Consider the following 23634-nt stretch of genomic DNA (forward strand, 5'->3'; position numbering starts at 1 on the left):
TTCCAATCCTCCCCAGTCCGGGACTTCACTAGACATAACCGCAGCACTTCCTAAAGACAAAATTATTAACAAATATATTCTTGAGATGATTTTCATAATTGTGATTTAACGCCTAATTGTGTTGCGCGTCTTTTGCGTCAACCACCGATTCCTGGTTATATTTTTGGTTGGATTTACTTAATTTGTCTCGATTTAATAGGAAGAATAAAAAGAAAGCATATCCAACAAGACTACCGAATAAATTGATAAACACCCAGTAAAATGGCATCTTCTTTGGGTGAGCAATTAGTGCATGTAAAACTGGGCCACCGATAATAAGAGCACCAAACAACATGCCACCCATATCAATTTTCATTCTCGAAAGTGCCCCCGATTCAATTAGTACAGCTATACCAACACACACTACCGCAACCGCGACGGTGACTAGAGTTTTTCGTAATGTTTTTGTCATTTTAGCTTCCAAATATAACATCATATTCTATGCAGTAAATCTCATTAATCTTCAAGCGAGTTATTTACTGATTCCAAATTACTTTTAATATCAGCATTTTACAACGAATAAGGTAATTATCAAGATGTAATTACTCCGCTTTACTGAATATAAATACAAGCGTCATTTGTGTTTATTCATTAAATCAGCAACTTACCGACTACAAAACGTAGTAAGCATAAACACTTGACAAAAAACTACTTATACAGATTCATCAGGGAAACATGTTATGTGGGGCCCCCCAGATTCATAACACAAGTTCGCGCTCCCATTCGAACACTCAATTATTTCCTTTAAACTGAAAAAAGTTATCTGTATTGGATTAAATACTTTACTCATCAAATGATTTGCGGCTATTCCGTTTCACTGTCCTTTAAACGAACTAATGCTTCAGCACTTCTTGAACTGCCAACTCTCAAAGCATGTATACTTTCATGCAACCCAGTTGATGCTGTCGCCTGTTCCTAACTCAAAATCTAACATCTCCCAGTATTTTCCGTTTTGAGTGTTGTGAACATAATCTCCATCACCTCGAACAACACTAGTTGTTTCAAACAGTAAACATCTAACTTATGGAAACTCTGACCATAACTCCTCTAGTCAAACTTGCAAATCAGCCTGGGAATCAAAATCTTCTTCCGTTAACTCTTCATACTCTTGAGGCGAAATAAGTTTATTATCAATTGCCTCTCTCAATTGAGATTTAAACAACTCAGCATCGTAAGGAAATCCATTGCCAGTGCTAATAGCATTCTTCATTAATAGAGGATCATAACATTCAACATGACAGTACTTTCTTAAAATCGTTTTTAATGGTTCTTTAATCTGACTCATTTCTTTTCTCACGGTTTAGGATTCGGATATAATGTGTGTAATTTAATATTGCCACCAGGATCAAGTCTATAAATTGCCTTAATCGTGCAATCTATAAAGTTAGTTGGGATATGCCCTGTTGGATTATTCTTACTTCCCAGCCGAATCACACCGCGTACATAGTCATTATAATTATTTCCAAAAACATCTTTTAAAGATAATTCGACTGGATCAACGAACAAATCTCCATTTGCACGAGCAGCAGCAACATTCTGTTGGAACTGAGTAGACTTTCTAGCAAAGTCATCCGGTCCGCATGTAGCAGAGCTTCGTCACTTACAAATGCAAATGCAGTCGCATTTCGTCCAACTTTATGTGGTTTAGGAGTACCATCCGGAAATTTATTAAACGCATCAAATGTAGTACCGGAAGCAGGATCAATTCCTCTCATAGCTCTATCTTCAAGCTGTAAGTCAGTGACCCTATTCGGACCTCCATGTCTAATTGAATAGTTAAGCCGTGGTAATGACCAATTTTTTCGACGATTCGCCAGAGGTGCTGCGGGAAGTTTTGTTCATCGGTCAGTCACTATTAAAACTGCTTGATAAAAATATCATCACGAGTTTTACATTCGGTATGAATTTCAAATTCGAGCGGGTTAGCTTCAAAAAAATAAGGGGCAAATAAAAAACGCCTGCGGCTGCGTGATCTGACATAGAATGGGTCGAATAACATGGTGATAAGTCCTTTTAATAGGTGTTCATTTTTTGTTTTTTGAGTTATCTTAAAAATTAATCCGTATTCAGATTGGTCGGGTAGAAAATTTTACCTACCCATGCTAACAATCCCGTATTTTTTTGTCGACACATAAACCGTGAATTAATTTACAAAAATGCCATACAGTATCGAGTTCACAAAAGGTTTCTGACGCATCTCAAGAACAATCTCATTTAGCTGATGAGCTAAAACAATACGTTAATAAATTTAAATATTAACCGGCACCTTGATAAAGTTGTACAATTGATGACTCACAACAAGTGAGTCTCAATTAACTCTTGACAGATGACTCAGACAAATTATTCCGTGATTGCTCATGATAATTTATTCCAATCAATCTATGTTAGATAAATCATACATAAATTATAACTTACTGAGCACTTCTGCTAAGGTCAATAAAAAGTGCTCGGCATCGTCTCGAGAGAAAACCATTGGTGGTTTAATTTTTAAAACATTATGACGTGGTCCTTCAGTCGATAACAAAATACCGCAGGCTTTCATTTCTTCGATAACATAAGCGAGCTGTTCAGCAGCAGGCGCTTTTGTCTTTCTATCAATGACGAACTCAGCGCCAATAAATAATCCTGTGCCTCGGACATCACCAATTATTGAAAATTTTTCTCCCAGCGCTTTTAAACCTTGTTTTAAATAATCGCCCACAGAAAGCGCATTGGCCATCAGTTTTTCATTTTCAATCACTTCCATCACCGCAAGTCCAATAGCGCAGGAAACCGGATTACCGCCAAAGGTATTAAAATATTCCATACCGGAGACAAATGATCTCGCAATTTCTGATGTCGTTACAACCGCAGCCAATGGATGACCGTTACCAATAGGTTTACCAATAGTAACGATATCTGGAATAACAGCTTGGGTTTGAAACGCCCACCAGTGTGTCCCAACTCGCCCCATTCCAACTTGAACCTCATCAGCAATACACACTCCACCCGCTTGTCTAATTATACGATAAACTTGCTGCAAATATCCTTGCGGATGAACAATTTGTCCACCAACTCCTTGAATAGATTCACAAATAAAAGCAGCCACGGGATTATTTTCAGCCGCAAATTCATTAACCACTCGTTGCACATCTAACGCATATTGCTCGCCAATTTTTTCATCACTCCCTTGATAACGACCATAGTATGGATCCGGCACAATCGTTTGTTTAACCCAATCAGGTGCACCATTTCCGCCAGGACCATCAAATTTATATGGGCTAATATCAATACAGGCATTGCTATTGCCATGATATGCGCCTTCTACCACTACCATTGCTTTGCGCTGTGTATGTGCTCTGGCCAATCGAATAGCCAACTCATTAGCTTCACTACCTGAATTAACAAACATACAAACCGACAATTTCGCTGGCATAGTTGCTGTTAATTTTTTAGCAAATTGAATGATATTATCGTGCAAATAACGGGTGTTAGTATTAAGTAACGTCATTTGTTTTTGGCCAGCACTAACCACATGCGGATGACAGTGTCCTACATGGCAAACATTATTGACCATATCTAAATAGCGTTCACCCGATTCAGAATATAAGTAAACGCTTTTACCACGAACAATTTTTAAAGGAGTCCGATATGCCAGGCTTAAATTTTCACTTAATAAAGTTTGGCGTTCATTAATCAGTTGTTGCTCGTTTTTAGATGCAAAACCACAATCAAATTTTAATGATAGAATGATTGATGTTTGATCCAGTTGCATTAGTGTTGATAAAGCTTGCCAGGCCCCTTTTTGTGAAATCAACAAATAATCATTCTCAGGATCTTTTGCAAATTCTCGACTTGATAAACAAACACTGGTTGCCAGTCGAGCACAAATCAACGGTAGTAAAACATCAATTTCTTCAGATTTTAAAGGATTAATTTGGTGGTAAGACAAAGTAATGGCACGAATAATCGTATTAAATTTAGTATTAGTATTCGTCTTATTATTCACTTGATGATGCAAAACGATATCACTTGGCGCTAATACTGCATAAGCGCAAGCTATTGCCAGTTCAGCAATTCGCCACGAAAAACACGCATCGCCAAAATCGATCAAACCACTAAGGCATTTTTGATCTGAATTAACCAACAGATTATAATCATTTGCATCATTATAGATGACTTGCTTTGGTAAAATATCTGAAAAAGGTAAAACCTGACTTTCAAAAAGCGCGATGACGCGAGTTACTAACTCACGGCCATGCAAATCGCGAAGGTATTGCTCATTAGCTCGCATTACACAATTGGCATATTGCATATTCCATTCAAAATATCGGTGTGCACAAGGGTGGGAATAATTGACCAGCGCCTTATCGATATGTCCCAAAACCTGTCCAAGCGATTGATAGAAGTGCACATTATCAATTTTGCTTTCTGCCCACAGTTGTCCCTCAATAAAATTAATCACCCGCAACCAACAACGATTGCCATTATTGTCTTTAATTTCAAGCATCACCAAGGGATAGTCATTTTCTGGGAGTTGCGTTTGCTTAGCCGGTATCTGTAAAACTGGCATTAGTTGCGGTATATCAATCGACAGTGCTGCATATTTTTCCAACTGTTGCATGAGTTGATTTTCAAACGTCAATTCACTCTGATGTCTTTGCGAGTTAGCCACTTTAATCACATAAGCTTGGCCAGTTGCAGTTAACAGCTTTCGATTATAATCGGCATACCCAGGTAATTTTTCCAAAATGCCTTCCAGGTCATAATGATTTTTAACGAAGGTTAATAGTTGGTCATCAGAAAGTTGTGGTGTCGTTTGCTTTATTTGGCAATCATTCACGGCAGGATTATTCATGAGTTTGATCTTGGTAGTCAGTTATTATGTACTATTGTTGTAACCATTATTGTAGAGGGCTTTAAGTGAGAAAAAAATCGCTAATTAACTTTTATGACTAAATCTTTGGGTCATTAGGCATGTCATTTGAATTGTCTTAATTATGGCTGTTACAATATCAGGCTTCAATATAGGTTGCCCCGGTTATTTAATCACTTATGGCTAAATTATTATTCAGACTCAATCAGGTTCCTGATGATGAAGCAGATGAAATTCGTCAATTGCTCGACGAAGGAAAGTTTGATTATTATGAAACATCACCAGGTCTTTTAGGACTGTCTTTCGCCGCTATTTGGCTAAAAGACGAGCAACAATATGATCAAGCTAATCAACTGATTGAAGACTATCAACTCAAACGCAGTGCAAAAGCGCGTGAGCACTTTGCCTCACTCAAGCAAGCCGATCAACACATAACACTTTGGCGGGCATTTAAGCAGTCACCCATTCGACTGGCTGCAGCAGTGATATTTGTATGTATTATTTTGTATCTGACTTTAACTCCATTTTTTCCTAATTTATTTGCTTAAGTCAGGTTAGGATTATTTTTAATTTATTTCAAATACCATCAATTATATTATGCACTCAGATCCTGATAAACTTTTAAAAAAGCAATCTCGGCTAATTCATTCAGATAACATGAAAGTTATCAGCCACACTCAGCGTGAAAAAGATGACTGGTTTATTAACAGTATAATGATTGAAAACTGCGAAGTTCCCTTTAAATATAAACGCAAAAAACGCTATAAAACCCTCACAAAGGGCCAACGGGTCAATTTGACCTACTATCCCGAAATAGAAAAAATTGCGGGGCTAGAATTTGAATATATGAAAGTTGTCAGGATTAAAATCAGCTAATTGGCCTCAATTTATCCTAACTCAAGTCGTTTATTTGAATGTCCAAATCCGTCGGATGGAATGGCTTAAAGACTGATTGGCTCAAAGGTTGAGTAGTTTAAAATCTACCAGAGATTATTATCACTTCGCGAGAATTCAACTGCCAACGCGATAATACAATAAATTTATTTGGCAACACCAAGCAAAATAGCGCTGCCAATCAATGATTTATTTGAATTAGTTCACTTTTCGATTAGTAAGCGTTTAATCAGGTTACTTTTTCTTTTTATTAGTAGCGCTTATTGGCGTTACATTTTCACCTTCGGCACTCTCTTCCAGTAATACACCAGAATTACCTTTTAAAGCTTTTAACACCGTATCTTTATTTTCAGCAACTAACATTCCAATTGCTTCAATTTGAGACTCATTTAACCCGCTAATTTCCCGTTCCATCCACAAGCTGACATTCTCAGCTAATTCAAGCATCTTATCGTAATTGTCGGCTTCTTTTTTATCGGTAAAGGTTTTGCTTTCATCACGATCAGACATATATAAACTCACTACGGCCATTGGAATTATTCCTCTTATTTAAAGATCAGCTAGCCAAATACTAGTTAAACAAGTAGTAAAAAGTCAAGTGAAACTTTTTTAAATCTTATAAAAACCTTCAGTTTAATAATTATTCACTAGCACTTTCAACCACCAGTTGCCAAAAAGCGCTAACCAATGCAACATCCAGTCGCTTACGTAAACACACAACACCTAAATCAAATGGTTGTGGATTAAAAGGAACAGGTAACACCTGCACCTTATCTTTTACCGGACTCAACTCTAGTACCGGTTGTGGAATTGCACTAACCCCACACCCCAGCGCCGTCATGCTGACAATTGCTTCATGGCCGGTAACATGTGCATAAATTTTAGGTTGAATATTCATTTTGTTAAACCACTCAATTAAGCGCTCAGATGCAGGCCCAGATTCGGGTACAACAAAAGGAAGCTGTTGCCAATCAATATGCGTCGGCTGAATGTAGCGAGAAAAATGCGTCACTTGCTTTGGCGCAATTAACTTGAATGGCACATGGTGCAAATGCTGAAAAGCAAATTTTTCGGGGGTATTCTCACGAGCAACCGCAAAAGCAAAGTCAACGGCACGCTGCTCGACTTTATCATAAGCCACAGAAACATTACCGGTTTCGAGAATAATTTCAACTTCAGGATAAAGTCGGCGAAATCGTTCGATTAAGTTGGCCAGATATAAATGCGCGGCGGTCACCGTACAGTAAATCGTAATTTCACCACTTAATTGCTGAGAGTTAGCGGTAAACTCCTGCCTGAGTTGATGCCATTCCTGTACCACAACTTCAGCAAACCGGATAAAGCGTTTTCCTGCATAGGTCAGGCGAACACTTCGGTTATCTCGCTCAAATAGCGCTTGACCAAATTCACCTTCCAGTCGCTGAATCATGCGACTGAGTGTCGATGGACTGGCATGAATAGCTTTAGCAGTCTGGCTAAAATGCAAGCTTTGGCTTAAATGCAGAAAAGCTTGTAAATCTCGAATATTCACGGCGGCTCCTCTTTAGTCTTGTAAAACTTTGGCTTTATGACGCTAAATGATGGGAAAAACAATTGAATCAGAGAGTTAACGATAAATATTGTCATATCCACAAACGTGTCCCAACGCGGCTCACTTCACTTGAACACTCAAGTATTACCACTCTAACAACCATATTCCACTTTGCGCAATATATTATTTCGTTTATATCAATTTACGCAACAAAAATACTTAGCTAAACTGCTGTTAATTTTTAAAACGAGGAATAATCATGGCAAATTACTTCAACAGTCTGACTTTAAGACAACAGCTTGCTCAGTTGTCAGTGTGCCGTTTCATGGCAAAAGAAGAATTCTCTAATGGGTGCGATTTTTTAAAAGGCAAAAAGATTGTTATCTTGGGATGTGGCGCTCAAGGTTTTAATCAAGGCTTAAACATGCGTGACTCAGGTCTGGATGTTTCTTATGCATTGCGACAAGCGGCAATCGACGAAAAGCGAGCTTCATGGCAAAAAGCCAATGGCGAAGGTTTTAATGTCGGCAGTATCGAAGCATTAGTACCGCAGGCCGATTTAGTTTATAACCTGACCCCTGATAAACAACACAGCAATGTTGTTGAGTCAGTTATGCCATTAATGAAACAAGGCGCTACCCTAGCCTACTCACATGGTTTTAATATTGTTGAAGAAGGTCAGCAAATCCGTGAAGACATTACTGTTGTTATGTGTGCCCCTAAGTGTCCGGGTACAGAAGTACGTGAAGAATACAAACGAGGATTTGGTGTACCAACCTTAATTGCGGTTCATCCTGAAAACGATCCGCGCGGAGAAGGTTTTGAAATAGCCAAAGCACTGGCATCGGCCACTGGCGGTGATCGCGCGGGCGTACTGGCTTCTTCATTTGTTGCCGAAGTTAAATCTGATCTGATGGGTGAACAAACCATTTTATGTGGTATGTTACAAACTGCTTCTATTCTTGGATTTGATAAAATGGTCAATGAAGGAATTGAGCCAGCTTACGCAGGAAAACTAATTCAGCAAGGTATGGAGACCATCACCGAAGCACTAAAAATCGGTGGTATTACCAATATGATGGATCGTTTATCGAACCCAGCTAAAATTCGCGCAAATACTTTATCATCTCAAATCAAGCAAATCACGCGTCCACTGTTTGAAAAGCATATGGATGATATTATTGCTGGTGAGTTTTCATCAGGAATGATGCAAGACTGGGCAAATAACGATGCAAACTTATTAAAATGGCGTGAAGAAACTGGTCAAACAGGTTTTGAAAAAGCCCCAGAATATCAAGGTGAAATTAACGAGCAAACCTACTTTGATCAAGGTATCTTTTTAGTCGCCATGATTAAGGCTGGTGTTGAATTAGCATTTGATGTCATGGTTGAAGCCGGAATTTTACCCGAATCAGCTTACTATGAATCACTACATGAAACCCCATTAATCGCTAACACGATTGCACGCAAGCGATTATATGAAATGAATGTTGTTATTTCAGATACCGCTGAATATGGTAACTACTTGTTTGCTAATGCCGCCGTGCCTTTATTACAGCAAGCGTTAATGAGTCAAATTTCTACCGAGGATATTGGTCACGGGTTAGAAATTAAGTCGGCTTCTGTTGATAACCAAGAGTTGGTCGCGGTGAACGATGCAATCCGTAGCCATCCGGTAGAAATTATCGGTAAAGAGTTACGCGCCTACATGACAGCGCTAAAAAAGATTATCTAATTAGTCAGTTAGCAACTGACTAAACAAAAGCGTATCCTATGTGATACGCTTTTTTATTCCAGATAAAATAAAAATTACTTGGTACAGACTGCTTGCTTATACTCAAGATATCTTTTGTTTAGAAGTCTTGGTCTTTTCTTTTTGTGAACTTTGCGCAAATAACTTTTCACTACCGGCACCACAAGCAATGATTGATTTCATCATTTGCTCTACCGATGCATCCGGGTAATAGGTCACCAAATTTTCAGGTACATGATAAATATTACCAGACGTAGGATTTGGGCCTGTCGGCATAAAAATGGATACATTACCATCAGCTAATCGATCAGTGACGATGGCGGTTACCGTTGTTTCGCAGTGTTCGCCAAACAGTTTTACGCGAACAACCTCCCCTTTTGCAAATGGTGACTTATCGCTATCACCAAATATTTGAATTACAATTTCTTTTACCAGCCGATAACCAGGGGCCAGTTTGACCAGATATTGATCGAAATGATTATGCAGCCAGCGACCTATTCCGGTAGAAACCAATGTCCCGACGACAAAGCAAAGCGCAATAATTAATAAGATGACGAGAGAATCTGCGACCAGTTCAGGAAGACCATACTGCTGGACCGTATAATTAGTTAAAGGTTGAATCAAATCAGTAATTAAAAAGAATAACCAGCGAAATACAAAGCCAATAACCACTACAGGCAACAAAACCAATACGCCACCAATTAGCGCTTTACGTATAAATATCTTTAGCTTTTCCACACTTGCTCCTCAGCACAGCAGATTATTGAATAGATTGTTTAATATATAGATTTCAATAAAGACTTTTCAGCATTCGCCAAATTATGGGGTGGAATTCATTATCAGACAAGTTGGATAATAATTGTGTTACAAATTTTTTGCGAACTAAAGCAAAACCATTTAAGCGCTTGTTGTATGACTGGCAAATTACCGGCAGTAGATCTGGATAACAGAATCAGCAATATTATTGCTTGAATGACAGTTAAATCTCTTGAATATTATACCGAGACTTTAAAGTACGCTTTAAACGATAAAGTTGTTTGAAAAATTCACTGGCATTATTCGTTAATTCAAGCCCTAAAGATTTGATCGTTGCTTTTGAATCTTCTGAGGTAAAAATAATTTGTAGTTGATTAGTACCGCAAGTTTCATCGGAACACCACACAGAACTACAAGCAGAAAAATTATAGTATTGCCAAATTCCCTGATTTTCCTCCAAAACCAGACTCGATGCCACCAGCTCTACCAGCTCATCACTTTGAGAAAAATTTTGCCATCCTTCATCAGGCGTCATTAACATTGGTATACCTTAAAACAATGAATATTTGCGCATTAATCATTCATCTTTCAACAATTGATTGCTAATTTTATTCTATGAAAGTCAAATAAAATAAATAAAACAATAGAAAAAACAACTATTTCCATTTTTTATTATCAGTTAGCTGAAAAATCCCTAGCAGTCACCAGCCCTCAAATCACACCGATGTTTTTGCCTCACATAATAAAAATCTGCTCGAGCCGACAATGATAACAATAAATCAATAATATATTTCGTTAACCAGAGCACACTTTTTATTTGATTAACATGTTATCGGATGAGATAAAACAATAATAAATCATCTCAAAACATAAACAAAGGATAAAAATCGTACTAAATAAAAAATAATTTCTGTTAACTTATATTTTTTAGTGTTTGTTAATAAAGACTATTTTAATAATTTCCTCAAAATTGATTACCTTAACTTTAATTAACCCAAAGAGTCATGACACCAGGTATTAAATACAACACAGCTTGTTATGAATAATGAGTGTTTACAGGAGAGTATCGGTCACTTTCCAATGAAGAAAACTTTGTCATCCCGTTCACATTCCGTGTTATTTTGAAATAGAAAATCACGCTTAAAATTCAGTTAGCAAGATTATTTACTCATTTGTGCGATATATGACCAGAATATAAAACCAGATTTATCTACAATAACCCAATATGTTAGTCTGTATTTGTATTTGATATTTGGAATAATACTTATGTCTCAAACCAGCGCTTTACAATCACTTGATTTGATCCTTGAAGATGTATCAGCCGAAATTAATTTATCCATCAACGCTTTAGAACAATTCTCGCGTGCCAGAGACAATCTGCAACCGATTAAAAAGTCACTCACCCACCTTAAAAAACTCAAAGGTGTCTTTTATATTTTAGAGATGAAAGGCGCGGAGCAACTGGTTAAAGACGCCGGCGTACTAGTGAAAAGTCTGCCAAAGAAGCAAACAGATACACAGTCAAAATTACTTGAAGTTGTCTCGACCGCACTGGCCAGATTAATGCGCTATACCGAGCATGTTAATCAAAAACCCTATGACTTGCCTCAACTATTACTTCCGGCAATCAATAATATGCGAAGTTGTGTCAATGCTCCCCAACTGGTCGAATCTGTATTTTTCACCTGTGAGCCCAACAAGCCAAGAGCCGATAGAAATCTGGTATTGATTACCAGTGAAGAAAGTGCTGAAAAATCTCGTTATTATCGTAAGATGTATCAAGCTGGATTAATTGAAGTTTTACGCCAAACCAACTTGATTGGAGGTTTGAAAATGATGCAAAGAGCCATTCATAAATTGGATAGCGAATGTCCTCGCCCTAATTCACCTAATCTCTGGTGGATAGCAGGCGCAATGCTCGATGGTATAATTGAAGGTACACTGGTTTTAACCAAAAATCGCTTAAAGCTCTTTTCAAAACTCGACCAGCAAATTCGATTAGTGGAAAACAAACCTGTTAATATTAATGCACATAAAAAATCTGAAGCCACTATTTTGGCCAAAGAAATGTTGTATTTAACCATGATAGGTGGTGCATCCAGTAAACGAGTGGAAAAATTATTAACACACTTTAACTTACAACATGCAACAATCAGCGATACTTTATTACGCAAAGAAACCCGAGAAATGCGAGGTCCTAGCGATCAGGATTACAATTCAATTTCTGAAGCATTACTCGATGAAATCAAATCAATTACTGAAGCAATTAAAATCAGTCAGGAAAATGAGTTTGAGCCACTCGATTTAAGTCAAACACAAAAGCAATTAATTAATTTAAGTAATCTATTGAGTATTTTGCAGGTTGAAGACCAACGCGTCCGTTTAAATGTTGTTATTGAGTTAGTTGATAAAGCTATCACACAACACCAGAAGATCGGCGATAAAGACATTAAAATATTATTAATGGTTTTACAAAATATATCGAAAGTTGTCAACGAATCAGATTTAGCAAAATACTCGGGTAAAGCTTCTATTCGTCGAGGACGAATTTCAAAAATGCAGCAGGAAATATGCGAAAATACCAGTAAAAATATTCATCAATTGATCAAGCAGTTTGAAGAGTTTAACAATAAAAACCGTAAAGTTTTACTTTTAAAAGATATTCAAGTATTGCTGAAAACAATTCGCGAAAGCTTTAGTCAATTAAAAGTTGATGACGCAGTCAATATTATTGATGGCTGTCTGGTTTTTATTGTTCATCACCTGACAAGAAACCCACATACCACGACAGCAAATGCGATCAATCACTTTGCTGACATTATTAGTAGTCTCGATTTCTATTTAGAAACCCTATTATATACCGCAACGCCTAGTCCAAAAATATTGGAACTGGCACAAAACAGCCTGTTACACTTAAATAGGGAGAGCAAGCAAGCTTGAACAAGTTTAACTTAGCTTCTTATTTTGATAATAGAACTTACATTAAATGTTTTAATATTTGCTCAAGATAAATATGCTTAATAAAATCAGTCAGTTTTTTGAACAGTTTATTCAGTTTGATGCGGCCAAGCCAGAAGATGAGTCTCACCGACTTAATCTTGCCGTCGCAGCGCTGTTAATTGAAATGTCTCTTATTGACAATGAAATATCCCATGATGAACAAGCCGCATTGCGCCAGATTTTAGTTGAACACTATGAGCTTACTAACAGCGAATTAGATACCGTCATGCAGCTCGCTAATCAGGAACTTAATCAAGCAACTGATTATTATCAGTTTACTTCGTTAATTAATCAGCACTTTTCATTGGACAATAAAATTAAAATGATCAGTCAGCTATGGAAGGTGGCAATTTCTGATGGAAAAATCGATCATCATGAAGAGCATTATGTCAGGAAAATTGCAGACTTACTCTTTGTTCCACATAGTGAATTTATTAAAACGAAACTACAAGTTACAAGCGATAGCTAATTAAAAATTTTTGGTAATTGAAAACATTAATTCATACTTTTTATAAGGGCTATCTTTAACACGCTCCATCGCCCAGTACTTAATATGCTCGTCTGTTTGCTCATAAATACAATAACCTTTCAAAGTTAACCGATACACCACAGGTAGAGTATCTTTATAGCGGTCAGAACGGGTTATTTTAGCGGTATCATTTACCGAGTCCAGCGAGTTTTGCGCAGTGACTTTTGATGAAGCAGTAAAAATTGAAATTTGTGGGTAGTAAGCTTCAGCCAAGTGCGCTTGATTAACCATGTCACGCTTTTCTAATTCAAAAGATATACCTGAACGATGAGAAAATTGGTGAGTAATGCCTACATGATAGTCAAGCTTGTTAAATTGATTCAGTAATATTTCCTGAGGTGAATTTAAAGGGGCTTGTTGCCATAAGTTATCTGATGGGGTTTCTTGTGTTTTGACAGTAAACCTGATTGTACCGGCTTTTTCATTGGCTAACACCGGGCAAATTGGTGTAGTTACCAAAACAATACCTGCTAGAATTTTACGCATCCATTGCTGGCGCTTAATAATGCAGTCTAGTTGGCCGGCTGAAATGTAGCCTAACTCTAATAAACTCTGTCCCAGTCTACAATGATGTTCGACCTGATAATCTAATGCTTCTTCCAGTTGCGCTAAACTTATCCAACCCTTTTTAACAATCAGGTTTCCAAGTCTTGATGACTGCTCAAACGCATGACTATCGGGCATAGATGGTTCGCTCCTCTTACAACGACAACAAGAACAACTCACTCCTCAACTGAACTAAAACTCCTTCTAATAGTTTAATCATAGCTTGCTTTGAGTTTGGTGGGGTAATGAAAAATAGCTTAAACAACTAGGTGAGCTTAAATAGTCTAATTGAGCATAATATTTATGACAATTAGCAATTGGGTGACGATACCAGTTGCTGTACTAAGTTATAAGATTAAATCACACTATAACTAACAAGAAGAGTCTGGTTAATTTGGACCAATCGTTTTTAAAGAGATGACTGTTGATTAACCTACTCACTAAATCCCAAACCCCACTCAAATTCAATAAATGGTTTAACAAACCGGCCAGTAGTTCAGTAATTCACCAACTATAGAATAAAATAAGAGCTCTAATTGACCCGGCAATCTTTTAGTCAGCTTTTTATCACAATAACTGATTAAAACACCTAATAAAACAAAGAAATACTTGAGGAAGAGGATATTATTGACCCAATTAATTAATCAGGCCAAAAAGATATTGGCTAATTGGCAGCCGTATTTGCATTGGAGGTGATACTGACAGGATTAACCACTTTGACATTTTTATTCAAATCCAATCCCAAATGTTTGAATGAATATTGCAATGAAACATTACGTGGTTTCATGCGACACTGATCGGGTTGAAGTCGAACAATTTCTAATGCGTTTGATTGTTTATCGGCAACTTCTACCGAAAAACTATTAAAAAAAGTACACCCATATCCAACCGCTTGAATGGTAATAAAACCATCTTTGACTTGATAATCGGTTAGTACAGCAACTTCATGGTCTTCAGATTCTGAATCATTTAAACTAACTTCAGAAACAAAAGGGAGGTTGCTGCATCCAGCTAAACTAACACTGGTTAACATAAATAAACTGACTTTTAAAACACCCATACATTCTTCCTGGTTCAATCACTACCCAAAAATTGGTGAGTCGTTGTGTTATACATAAAAGCTCGGCAACACTTTAAGCACTGACCAACTTACCCTAAAATATTTTTATCTTAAAATTATCTTTCTTTTGGCTTATTAAGGTTAAAATTTAAATCCTAAAAAAGCCTTTGTTAACGTTTTATGATTAGCATCCATCAAACACGCCACGCTTTAATCAAATTGTTATTATTTGTTGGGGCCGTATTATAAATGTAACAAATGTGAAATTCTGTAATATTTAACAATTATTCTGATATTTGACACACAAATATCACATTTTTGTGATATTGAGAGCTCGGTAATTTTAGAGTAAATCATCACGCATTAAAATCATTTTTACCTATTTTGTCAGACCAGTTAACATTATTTCTGAATATAGTCTTCCCGTCAGTTGATTACCCTGCAAATAATAGACGGATTTAGGTAGTAATAAGCTTCTCCCAACTCCCCAATTTTTAGCATATTGCTGTGTTGTCGAGCGTGTTTCAGTAATCAAACGTCCGGCTAAATTAAGTTGTAGAGTCAAATTATCAAATCCATCAATATCAAATACATACAGTCCCGAATCAGCCCATTGTGTCATCCCGCTACCCTGCTTTTCGCTGCGATTAACCGGAATCGCTATTCGTAACTTGTCACTATTAATGCGCAACAAACTGATACTTCTCAAATCGTGTAGCGCTTCGCTCCAACTTCCTTGTTCACCGATGACTAGCGTATCTTTGATTTGAGGCTCACCATTTAAAGGGATTTGGTAGAGTTCAAGTTTAATACCACCAACCTGCTCATTTTCTACCTGATGGCCAATCCCCAATAACCACTCTTCACTCAATGGATGCAAATAGCGAGCAAAGCCAGGCATTTCGAGTGCACTAATAATTTCTGGATGGTGCGGATCGGATAAATCGATTTGGTATAAAGGATCTGTTTGTTCGAAAGTAACAATATAGGCTTTATCGTTAATAAATCTGACGGCAAAAATGGACTCACCAGGTTTGCCTATTTTCTGAGGCTGGCTGTCATTAGGTATTTGTGCAATTGCGGTAAGTTCATGCTGAGCATTTGCTCGTAGCACGGTCAAATGATGTACCTGTTCATCATCTTGCCAGGTGGAAGTCACCACCCTAAAATCCCCTTGATACTCGCTCATAAAAAATGACGGATCATTCCAGCCCAGCGCACCTTTGACCATACCGGTCGCACGATACCGCAATCCAGCTTCATCTAAATCAAATTGATGAAAGCTCGAAATCTGCTGATTTTGAATCTGTAATTCTGTCTGGTCACTAGTTTGCTCATTGGCTTGGCTATTTCCTTCCGCATTTCCATCAATCCACTGACTCGCCCCTAAAAACAAACTATTCGATGAAGCATAAATTCCATCCAGTTGGGTGTTAACACAAATAGATGACTCGACAGTCCGTGTTTGCAGGTTTATTTCGCTAACGGTAACAAAGTCGGCAAACCCTTCATTTTCACCAACATTGTCATATATCAGGCAATCATCCGGCTCAACGAGTCGAGTTAAAGGGCCATCGTTAATCTGATAATGTGGCAATAAGTCGAACAAGCTCGCTTTTAAAATTTCCTTTTCATTAAATTTTTTATCCGCCTCAGAGACAGCCCCTAACACAAGTGACTCAATTTGCGGAATAAAGTGAGTAATTAAATACAATCGGTTACCAACTCGACGACTACCTTCATAGTTTCCTTCGATCTCCAGTTTCCAACTCTCTTGCGGGTTGCCAGCCAAATCTTCAGGCGTGTCCACATGATATAAACGTAACTCACTTTTGCCTGTTCGCCATCGCCAATCAATATCAGCCCATACGTCATTCCATATATACAGCCGTGAAGCAGCAATGGTAACCAGCGAACGACTAGCATTATTTTGATTTAAATACATCCCCTGCAAACGTAAATCCTGATTATCATAAGGAAGGAACGCAATTTCTTCATGTTGAGCTGTTTGTGAGTTCACCTTAACAATACGAATCCCAGAATTTGTTGATTGACTGGAATTTGCAGGTTGCTCAATATCGGCCGGGAAATAATCGTCATTCATGACATACAAGTAGTCACCATCAAACTTCAAGCGATCAGCTTCATCGACGCCAGCTTCGTGCGTGTTGGTAATCGAGAATCGGGATTGATAATCACCAGCCAGATCAGTTTCCGCCAATTTTAGTATTTCAGCTTGTTTTTTTAACTGTAAACGCAATCCATTTTTCAAATAGTGGGTAAACTTTTCATCACTGACTTTCACCAATTTGCTATCTTTAACCTTTGCCAAATGCAAAGCAGAATAATCGGTGTTAATCTCGCTCTCAACCGGTTTTTTACTCCCACCACAGGCGAATAAAATCCCTAAAATTAACCAAGCAGAGAGATGATAAGCCAACCACCGAGTTAAGTGCACAAGCATGACCATAAGTTTTCCCTATTGAGTAGTAACTCTTTGAGAGTAGAGCTAAAACATTCGTTAAAACACTCAGCGTAAACACGCTAGAATGCTGAAAATATGCTCAAAAGTTTATTCAGTGCATCTGCAAATATCTATGCGGCAATTGATTATTTTTGTGAAATTCTGTAAAACGACAGGTCTTACATAAATTCACAGAAAATCACTGATTACTATATGAAAAAACCCTTGAAAAACGTCACAATTATCACTGTTTCTGTCATTTAAGTGTGGTAGTCTCAACAGCAACACCTTGATAGCGACGTAACTTTGGGAAATTTTAAAAATATCTACTTTAAGTGAGCAAATTGTTGGTTAAGTTATCTGTTTATTGTTTTCGCCAGATTCTAATGCTTTGTATTTGGTCGATATTCTGCCAGTCCGTGTTGGCCGAAGAAGACTGCCAAGCCGAATCAGCCGACTGTGTTGCGGTTGGCGAATGGTCATTCGGACTCGGACTTGGACTGGGTGTTCGCACCAACCCACTAATTAAAAATAACGATATCCCTCTGATTGTACTGCCTTCTATTTCCTATTACGGTGAACGTTTTTTTATTGAAAATCTCGATGTTGGCTATACGTTGATTGATGATACTCCGTGGATGTTTAATTTACTGGTTACGCCGAGTTATGACCGAGCATTTTTCTCACGCTGGGATATAACCAACATTATCGATAACGAAGCCATTTATGCCAATGATCAAGTGTTTGAACCGGTACTTGACCCCAATAAAGATTATCAAGGACCATCAACTACAAACAACTATCCATTAAAAAAGCGCCAATTCAGCCTGTTAGGTGGAATGGAAATCAGCACTGACATATACCAAGGACAATTGCAAATGCAATTACTGAACGATTTATCCGATGTACATTCGGGAAGCGAAGTACGTTTTGCCTATTTGAAAAGCCTTGGCAAACAAGGATGGAGCGCTACAGTAGGATTTTCGTGGAAAGATAAATCAATGACGAATTACTACTATGGGGTCGATCCTGATGAAACCTCAGCCACACTGAGAGTTTATAACGCCAAAAGCAGTTTTAATCCGTTTGTAAGAATTGGTTGGCGAGAGAAATCAGAATCGTCAAGCGCTTGGCGCTTTGGTTTTGAATATCAACAGCTAAGTGAAGAAATCAGCAATAGCCCGTTAGTTAACAAAGATTATGTCATTACCGCGTTTATAGGAAAACAGTTATCTTTTTAATAACAAAGACAAGTCGCTCTTGTCGAATGATAAAACAAATAGTTTGTCTTGTTGTCATTTGTTGGGGCTTTTCAATTAACAGCTTGGTACAAGCTTCAGAAAAGCCAGTCAACGAATATGGGTTATTTTTGTCTCCTAATTTATGCTTGTTATCTCAATCAGAAGCCGATTGCGAAATAAAACTTCATGTTCGTTGGCAAACGAGCTTGGCAGCCGACTATTGTTTAATGCAATCATTGGCAGAACCCGCATTAAAATGCTGGGAAAATAGCAGCAAGGCAGAAGATTATTTTGAACTTAAGCTCACTAAAAATGCCACGTTATATCTGGTCGAAAATCCAGGTCAAACAATAAAATACCAGCAAATTATTCGCTTGCAACGTCAATCCCCCCCTTATCGAACCCGGCGAAAAAACCCTTGGCGCTTTTATTAGGAGTCATACCTTGTCACAAGATTCAAAGAAAATATTACTTATTGAAGATGATGATAAACTGGCGAAGTTAACCCAAAACTATCTGACACAATCCGGTTTCATTCTAAAAGTAATTGCTGATGGCAACAAAGCACTCGCGATATTCAATGAATTTAAACCCGATATGATTATTTTAGATATCATGTTACCGGGTAAAGATGGTTTAACCATTTGTAAAGAAGTGCGGCCAATTTTCAATGGACCGATATTAATGTTAACCGCGCGCAATGAAGACTTCGATCAAGTACTAGGGCTTGAGTTTGGTGCAGATGACTATGTAATAAAACCAGTCGAACCACGAGTTTTGCTGGCACGTATTAATGCATTATTACGCCGCACCTATCGCGAAACCGAAAAAGTTACCGACAACTATCAATTTGGCTGTTTACAAATTGATGTATTATCGCGCACGGTTTCCTTTGAAAACCAAGCCACTAATATTTCCAGTCACGAATTCGACTTATTATTATTATTAGCAGAAAATGCTGGTAACATTTTGAGTCGTGATCAGTTATTCAAGCATTTATATAACCGACCTTATGATGGTATGGATCGTTCAATTGATGTTAGAGTTTCGCAATTAAGAAAAAAATTTGGTGACAATCCAGAAGAACCTTTTAGGATTAAAACCATTTGGGGAAAGGGCTATTTATTTGTACCTGATGCCTGGTAAAATCTGCATAGAGAAGCCCGTTTGAGCATTTCAAATCGCCTTTTTATCCGTTTATATCTGATAGTTGTTGCCTCAGTTATCTTAGCAGGTTTAGGTGTCGACTATATTTGGCAAAGCTATTATTCAACCCAAACGGAAACAACCTCTTTCGAAAAAAATCTACTACTGACCGCCAAATTGATTGAGCAATCTCCCGATTTGCAGAAACAACAGGTATTGGATTATATTAATCAAACCAGCGAACATCAGGTTGCCTTGATTGATATTTCGCAAATTCAGGCCAATGAACTGTTAACGGCGCTTCAACATGGCGAAATCATTACCTTAAATAACGAATCCGGCAGCAAGACCAGCTATATTCAATTAAGTGGTCAACAAAAACTTATTGCTATTGAAACACCACAGGTTGAAGTCCATCAAGTCGCTAAAACCATTTGGCTATTTATTTTTTATTCAATTATTGCCGGTGTTATTTACCTTTGGACATTACCACTCAGTAATGATTTAAAAAAAATCGAAAACGCGGCTAAAGCATTTTCGCAGTCAAAGTGGGATGCTAAAGTAGATATTGCCAAAGGATCACCCGTTAGGCATTTAGCAAGAGCCTATAATCATTTACTCTTTAAAATAAAACAATTACTCAAAGACCAACAGGCAATGTCGCATGCCATTTCACATGAATTACGCACGCCACTTGCGCGAATAAAATTTTCAATTGAAATAGCTAAAGAAACGACCGACACTCATGAAGTTCAGCAGCAGATTCTGAGTATTTCTGACGATATTAATGAGATTCAGCAACTGGTCGATGAATTACTGGGATATGCCACACTCGAAAAACATTCAGTTACTGCTAATATGGAAAAAGGTAATATTAAATATCTAGTCGCTAACTTGACAGAAAAACTGCAACGTAACTCACCAGATAAACAAATTGCAATCAACATACACTCGCCAATTGAAGAAATTTACTGCGACAGTTATTTAATTGAAAGAGCACTGCAAAACCTGATTTTAAATGCCCAAAAATTTTGTTGTCATCAAGTGCAAATTACATTTCAACAGAAAAATCAAAATAATCAATTAATTGTTGAAGATGATGGTGAAGGAATACCAGGCAATAAACGCCAGCGGATCTTTGATTCCTTTGTTCGTTTAAATAACAATCAGCAAAAACAGCATAAAGGATTTGGTCTTGGTTTGGCAATAGTAAAGCGAATTGCGCAACTCCACCAGGGAAAAGCTTTAGTTGAAAAATCAGACCTAGGTGGCGCAAAATTTATTATTCAATGGCCTAAAAATAATATCAAGTAATCAATATTCAATAGTTGAACTTTTATCTTTACATTCTAATTCACATTGTTTATTTATACAACTTGACTATGACTGAATTGATTCAACCATTGTAAAAATTCATAGCTCAATCGATGTGTTAATAACTCTTCCCTGATTGCAACATGAAATCCATGATTATCAACAACTTTATCTGGGAATGGCGCAACCAATTGCTTTGATTTTAAATCATCTTCAATTAAAGCATAAGGGCCAATTGCAATTCCATGTCCACTAATCGCAGCTTGTAAAGATAAGAAGAAGTGATCATAGAATGGACCAAAGTTTACTTTATTATTATCAATTTTTTTTGCAAATCGATTAAACCAGTCATGCCATAACTGTGGCCGCGAGCGCATATGCATTAGATTTCCTTTTAATAAATCTTCAACACTTTCAGGGCGTAGTGAGTCATACAAAGTAGGCGACATTACCGGGGTTGATTGATCAGCAAATAATAAAAATGACTGATAGTCAGTTAATCTTATAGGCTCACGCCTAAAAATAACATCAAAAGGTTCGTTTAAATGCGCAACACCATCATTATTTGATACTGATACACGTAACTCTATATTAGGATGATTTATTTGAAATTCAGATGATCGTGGAATGAACCAACGTAAAGCAAACGAAGGGGTCGCGTTCACACTGATTATTTTTCGATTTCCCCGGTAAGCTAATAATTCCGAAGCAACAGCCAACTGATCAAAACAGGAACGCACATATTTTAAATAAACTTTAGCTTGCTCAGTGGGTCGCAATCCTCGCCCCTCTCGAATAAACAGCTTTTGATCAAAGTAGGATTCGAGTTGACGAATATGCTGACTAATTGAGCTGTGAGACACATAAAGCTCATTTGCCGCCTCAGTAATACTCGATAAACGAGCAACTGCCTCAAAAGCTTTTAACGAATTCAATGGTGGTAACTTTCTCATTCTAATTGCAGCCGGATCTCTGAACTTCTCAACTTAAACTTATTAGTAATTTGCATTTCAGTTAAGCGCGATTAACTATACTTTATATAATCCCTGCTTTTGTACAATCCCTGCTTTTGTACAACCCTTTCTCTTGTATAGTCCCATCTTAAATAAGTCATGTCTTTTATAAACTATTTCTAACACTCTTCAATCTGGGCTTTGGACAATTGTTTAAAAATCTTACACGAGGTTTATTTATTTCTACTGGTCGCTCAACTCTTACCTAGCATACCATTAAAGTATTTCAAAAATATGATTACAAAAAACGATTTAATTCACGTAATCATTTAATTAAGGTAACAGTAATGAACTATTTAGCAAACCGAGTGGCTAATTTACAACCATCTGCAACCAAAGCCATGACCGAACGAGCGCATGCGCTCAAACTCGAAGGTAAAAGTATTATTTCACTCAGCCAAGGCCAACCAGACTTTGACACTCCACCCAATATTACTAAAGCAGCTATTGAGGCAGTTAATGCGGGAAAAACTCGCTATACACCAACCAGTGGTATCATAGAACTGCGTGAAGCAATCAAAAATAAATTTCTCTCCGATAATCAAATCGAATATTCAACTAGCGAAATAATAGTTGGAACTGGTGCCAAACAAATTTTATTTAATGCATTTTTAGCTACACTAAACTTTGCCGATGAAGTTATTATTCCTACCCCAGCATGGGTTTCTTACCCTGAAATGGTTAAATTAATAGGAGGCAATCCAATCGAGGTTTACTGTGATCGTCAAGCCAATTATAAATTAACGGCACAACAACTTGAACACGCAATAACCCCGAAAACCCGCTGGCTGGTATTAAATTCGCCATCTAATCCAACTGGTTCAGTTTATAGCAAAGCAGAATTAAGCGCATTAGCAGAGTGCATTAGAAAGTATCCTCGAATAATGGTCTTGTGCGATGATATTTATGAGAAATTAATCTATGACAATCAAGCCTTTTATACCTTGGCTCAAATTGCACCAGATCTAAAAGACAGAATATTAACCATTAACGGTGTTTCTAAAGCTTATGCTATGACCGGGTGGCGTATTGGTTATGGCGCAGGTCCAAAAGCTTTAATTAAAACGATGAGCATTATTCAAGGCCACTCGACTTCCAATCCAAATTCAATCGCGCAATATGCGACCTTAGCAGCCTTAACCGGACCACAGCATTATTTACAACAGTTTACAATGGCCTTCGAAAAACGTCGTAATTTCATGTTTGGTAAATTAAATTCACTCGACGAATTAGATTGCACTCTACCTCAAGGCGCTTTTTATTTATTTGTCAATTGTGAAGGTATTTTTCAAAAAACAACACCACAAGGAAAAAAACTCAATAACGATATTGATGTCGCTTTTTACCTACTAGAGGAATTCGGAGTTGGTCTGGTACCCGGTAGTGCATTTATGGCACCAGGTCATTTAAGACTTTCATTTGCTGCAGCAGAATCGCAACTAGAAGCCGCTTGCGAGCGAATTAAACTCGCCTTAGCATTACTTCAATAATTT

The 23634-nt window shown here is 37.5% G+C and carries 22 protein-coding genes; 10 read left to right on the forward strand and 12 right to left on the reverse strand.

Features of this window, described 5'->3' with window-relative positions:
- Positions 1-112: 112 nt before the first annotated feature.
- The 4 genes from ABVT42_RS13350 to ABVT42_RS13365 form a co-directional block, all read right to left on the reverse strand.
- Positions 113-451, reverse strand: coding sequence for a hypothetical protein (locus tag ABVT42_RS13350; protein ID WP_367023917.1), 339 nt, complete (start codon positions 449-451; stop codon positions 113-115).
- Between the two features lie 639 nt (positions 452-1090).
- Positions 1091-1324 (reverse strand): hypothetical protein, encoded by a 234-nt coding sequence (locus tag ABVT42_RS13355; protein ID WP_353896320.1) that lies wholly within the window; start codon positions 1322-1324, stop codon positions 1091-1093.
- A 570-nt stretch (positions 1325-1894) separates the two neighbouring features.
- Positions 1895-2038: a hypothetical protein gene (locus tag ABVT42_RS13360; RefSeq protein WP_353896321.1), complete on the reverse strand. Its 144-nt coding sequence runs from the start codon at positions 2036-2038 to the stop codon at positions 1895-1897.
- A gap of 405 nt (positions 2039-2443) precedes the next feature.
- Positions 2444-4876, reverse strand: a complete 2433-nt coding sequence (locus tag ABVT42_RS13365; RefSeq protein ID WP_353896322.1) for an aminotransferase class III-fold pyridoxal phosphate-dependent enzyme — start codon at positions 4874-4876, stop codon at positions 2444-2446.
- 197 nt (positions 4877-5073) lie between these two features.
- Between ABVT42_RS13365 and ABVT42_RS13370 the strand changes: the two genes are divergently transcribed.
- A complete protein-coding gene (locus tag ABVT42_RS13370) occupies positions 5074-5442 on the forward strand; it encodes a DUF6164 family protein (protein ID WP_353896323.1) in 369 nt (122 codons plus the stop codon).
- A 109-nt stretch (positions 5443-5551) separates the two neighbouring features.
- Positions 5552-5770, forward strand: a complete 219-nt coding sequence (locus ABVT42_RS13375) for a hypothetical protein (RefSeq protein ID WP_353896324.1) — start codon at positions 5552-5554, stop codon at positions 5768-5770.
- A gap of 252 nt (positions 5771-6022) precedes the next feature.
- On the opposite strand, the gene ABVT42_RS13380 is transcribed toward ABVT42_RS13375, so the two are convergent.
- Positions 6023-6319: a YebG family protein gene (locus ABVT42_RS13380; protein ID WP_353896325.1), complete on the reverse strand. Its 297-nt coding sequence runs from the start codon at positions 6317-6319 to the stop codon at positions 6023-6025.
- A 109-nt stretch (positions 6320-6428) separates the two neighbouring features.
- Entirely contained in the window at positions 6429-7319 is an 891-nt protein-coding gene (gene ilvY / locus ABVT42_RS13385; RefSeq protein WP_353896326.1) for an HTH-type transcriptional activator IlvY, read from the reverse strand.
- Positions 7320-7578: 259 nt separating this feature from the next.
- On the opposite strand from ilvY, the gene ilvC reads away from it, so the two are divergent.
- The gene (gene ilvC / locus ABVT42_RS13390) at positions 7579-9054 is read left to right on the forward strand and encodes a ketol-acid reductoisomerase (RefSeq protein ID WP_353896327.1); all 1476 of its coding nucleotides are present in this window, start codon (positions 7579-7581) and stop codon (positions 9052-9054) included.
- 102 nt (positions 9055-9156) lie between these two features.
- On the opposite strand, the gene ABVT42_RS13395 is transcribed toward ilvC, so the two are convergent.
- Together ABVT42_RS13395 and ABVT42_RS13400 are read right to left on the reverse strand one after the other, a co-directional pair.
- The gene (locus ABVT42_RS13395; protein WP_353896328.1) at positions 9157-9810 is read right to left on the reverse strand and encodes a DUF502 domain-containing protein; all 654 of its coding nucleotides are present in this window, start codon (positions 9808-9810) and stop codon (positions 9157-9159) included.
- 241 nt (positions 9811-10051) lie between these two features.
- Complete coding sequence (locus tag ABVT42_RS13400) at positions 10052-10369, reverse strand: hypothetical protein (RefSeq protein ID WP_353896329.1); 318 nt, start codon at positions 10367-10369, stop codon at positions 10052-10054.
- A 725-nt stretch (positions 10370-11094) separates the two neighbouring features.
- Between ABVT42_RS13400 and ABVT42_RS13405 the strand changes: the two genes are divergently transcribed.
- Together ABVT42_RS13405 and ABVT42_RS13410 are read left to right on the forward strand one after the other, a co-directional pair.
- Positions 11095-12768 (forward strand): hypothetical protein, encoded by a 1674-nt coding sequence (locus ABVT42_RS13405; protein ID WP_353896330.1) that lies wholly within the window; start codon positions 11095-11097, stop codon positions 12766-12768.
- A 73-nt stretch (positions 12769-12841) separates the two neighbouring features.
- Positions 12842-13297 carry a tellurite resistance TerB family protein gene (locus ABVT42_RS13410; protein ID WP_353896331.1) on the forward strand — a complete coding sequence of 152 codons (456 nt, stop codon included), beginning with the start codon at positions 12842-12844 and terminating at the stop codon, positions 13295-13297.
- On the opposite strand, the gene ABVT42_RS13415 is transcribed toward ABVT42_RS13410, so the two are convergent.
- The 3 genes from ABVT42_RS13415 to ABVT42_RS13425 form a co-directional block, all read right to left on the reverse strand.
- Entirely contained in the window at positions 13298-14041 is a 744-nt protein-coding gene (locus ABVT42_RS13415) for a hypothetical protein (protein ID WP_353896332.1), read from the reverse strand.
- Between the two features lie 526 nt (positions 14042-14567).
- Positions 14568-14963, reverse strand: a complete 396-nt coding sequence (locus ABVT42_RS13420) for a hypothetical protein (RefSeq protein WP_353896333.1) — start codon at positions 14961-14963, stop codon at positions 14568-14570.
- 379 nt (positions 14964-15342) lie between these two features.
- Complete coding sequence (locus tag ABVT42_RS13425) at positions 15343-17433, reverse strand: beta-propeller domain-containing protein (RefSeq protein ID WP_353896334.1); 2091 nt, start codon at positions 17431-17433, stop codon at positions 15343-15345.
- 338 nt (positions 17434-17771) lie between these two features.
- Here ABVT42_RS13425 and ABVT42_RS13430 point away from each other — a divergent pair, with 338 nt between their 5' ends.
- Genes ABVT42_RS13430 through ABVT42_RS13445 form a run of 4 tightly spaced genes read left to right on the forward strand, consistent with a single transcriptional unit; the run spans position 17772 to position 21128 of the window.
- The gene (locus ABVT42_RS13430) at positions 17772-18668 is read left to right on the forward strand and encodes a MipA/OmpV family protein (RefSeq protein WP_353896335.1); all 897 of its coding nucleotides are present in this window, start codon (positions 17772-17774) and stop codon (positions 18666-18668) included.
- Between the two features lie 26 nt (positions 18669-18694).
- Positions 18695-19102 carry a DUF3019 domain-containing protein gene (locus tag ABVT42_RS13435; protein WP_353896336.1) on the forward strand — a complete coding sequence of 136 codons (408 nt, stop codon included), beginning with the start codon at positions 18695-18697 and terminating at the stop codon, positions 19100-19102.
- 10 nt (positions 19103-19112) lie between these two features.
- Entirely contained in the window at positions 19113-19814 is a 702-nt protein-coding gene (locus ABVT42_RS13440; protein ID WP_353896337.1) for a response regulator, read from the forward strand.
- Positions 19815-19835: 21 nt separating this feature from the next.
- On the forward strand, positions 19836-21128 hold the full coding sequence (locus ABVT42_RS13445; protein WP_353896338.1) for an ATP-binding protein: 1293 nt from the start codon (positions 19836-19838) through the stop codon (positions 21126-21128).
- 53 nt (positions 21129-21181) lie between these two features.
- Here ABVT42_RS13445 and ABVT42_RS13450 read toward each other — a convergent pair whose 3' ends face one another.
- The gene (locus tag ABVT42_RS13450; RefSeq protein WP_353896339.1) at positions 21182-22081 is read right to left on the reverse strand and encodes a LysR substrate-binding domain-containing protein; all 900 of its coding nucleotides are present in this window, start codon (positions 22079-22081) and stop codon (positions 21182-21184) included.
- 347 nt (positions 22082-22428) lie between these two features.
- Between ABVT42_RS13450 and ABVT42_RS13455 the strand changes: the two genes are divergently transcribed.
- Complete coding sequence (locus ABVT42_RS13455; RefSeq protein WP_353896340.1) at positions 22429-23631, forward strand: pyridoxal phosphate-dependent aminotransferase; 1203 nt, start codon at positions 22429-22431, stop codon at positions 23629-23631.
- The last annotated feature ends 3 nt before the right edge of the window (positions 23632-23634 follow it).

The sequence above is a fragment of the Aliikangiella maris genome, assembly GCF_040719265.1.
Classification (GTDB): Bacteria; Pseudomonadota; Gammaproteobacteria; order Enterobacterales; family Kangiellaceae; genus Aliikangiella; species Aliikangiella maris.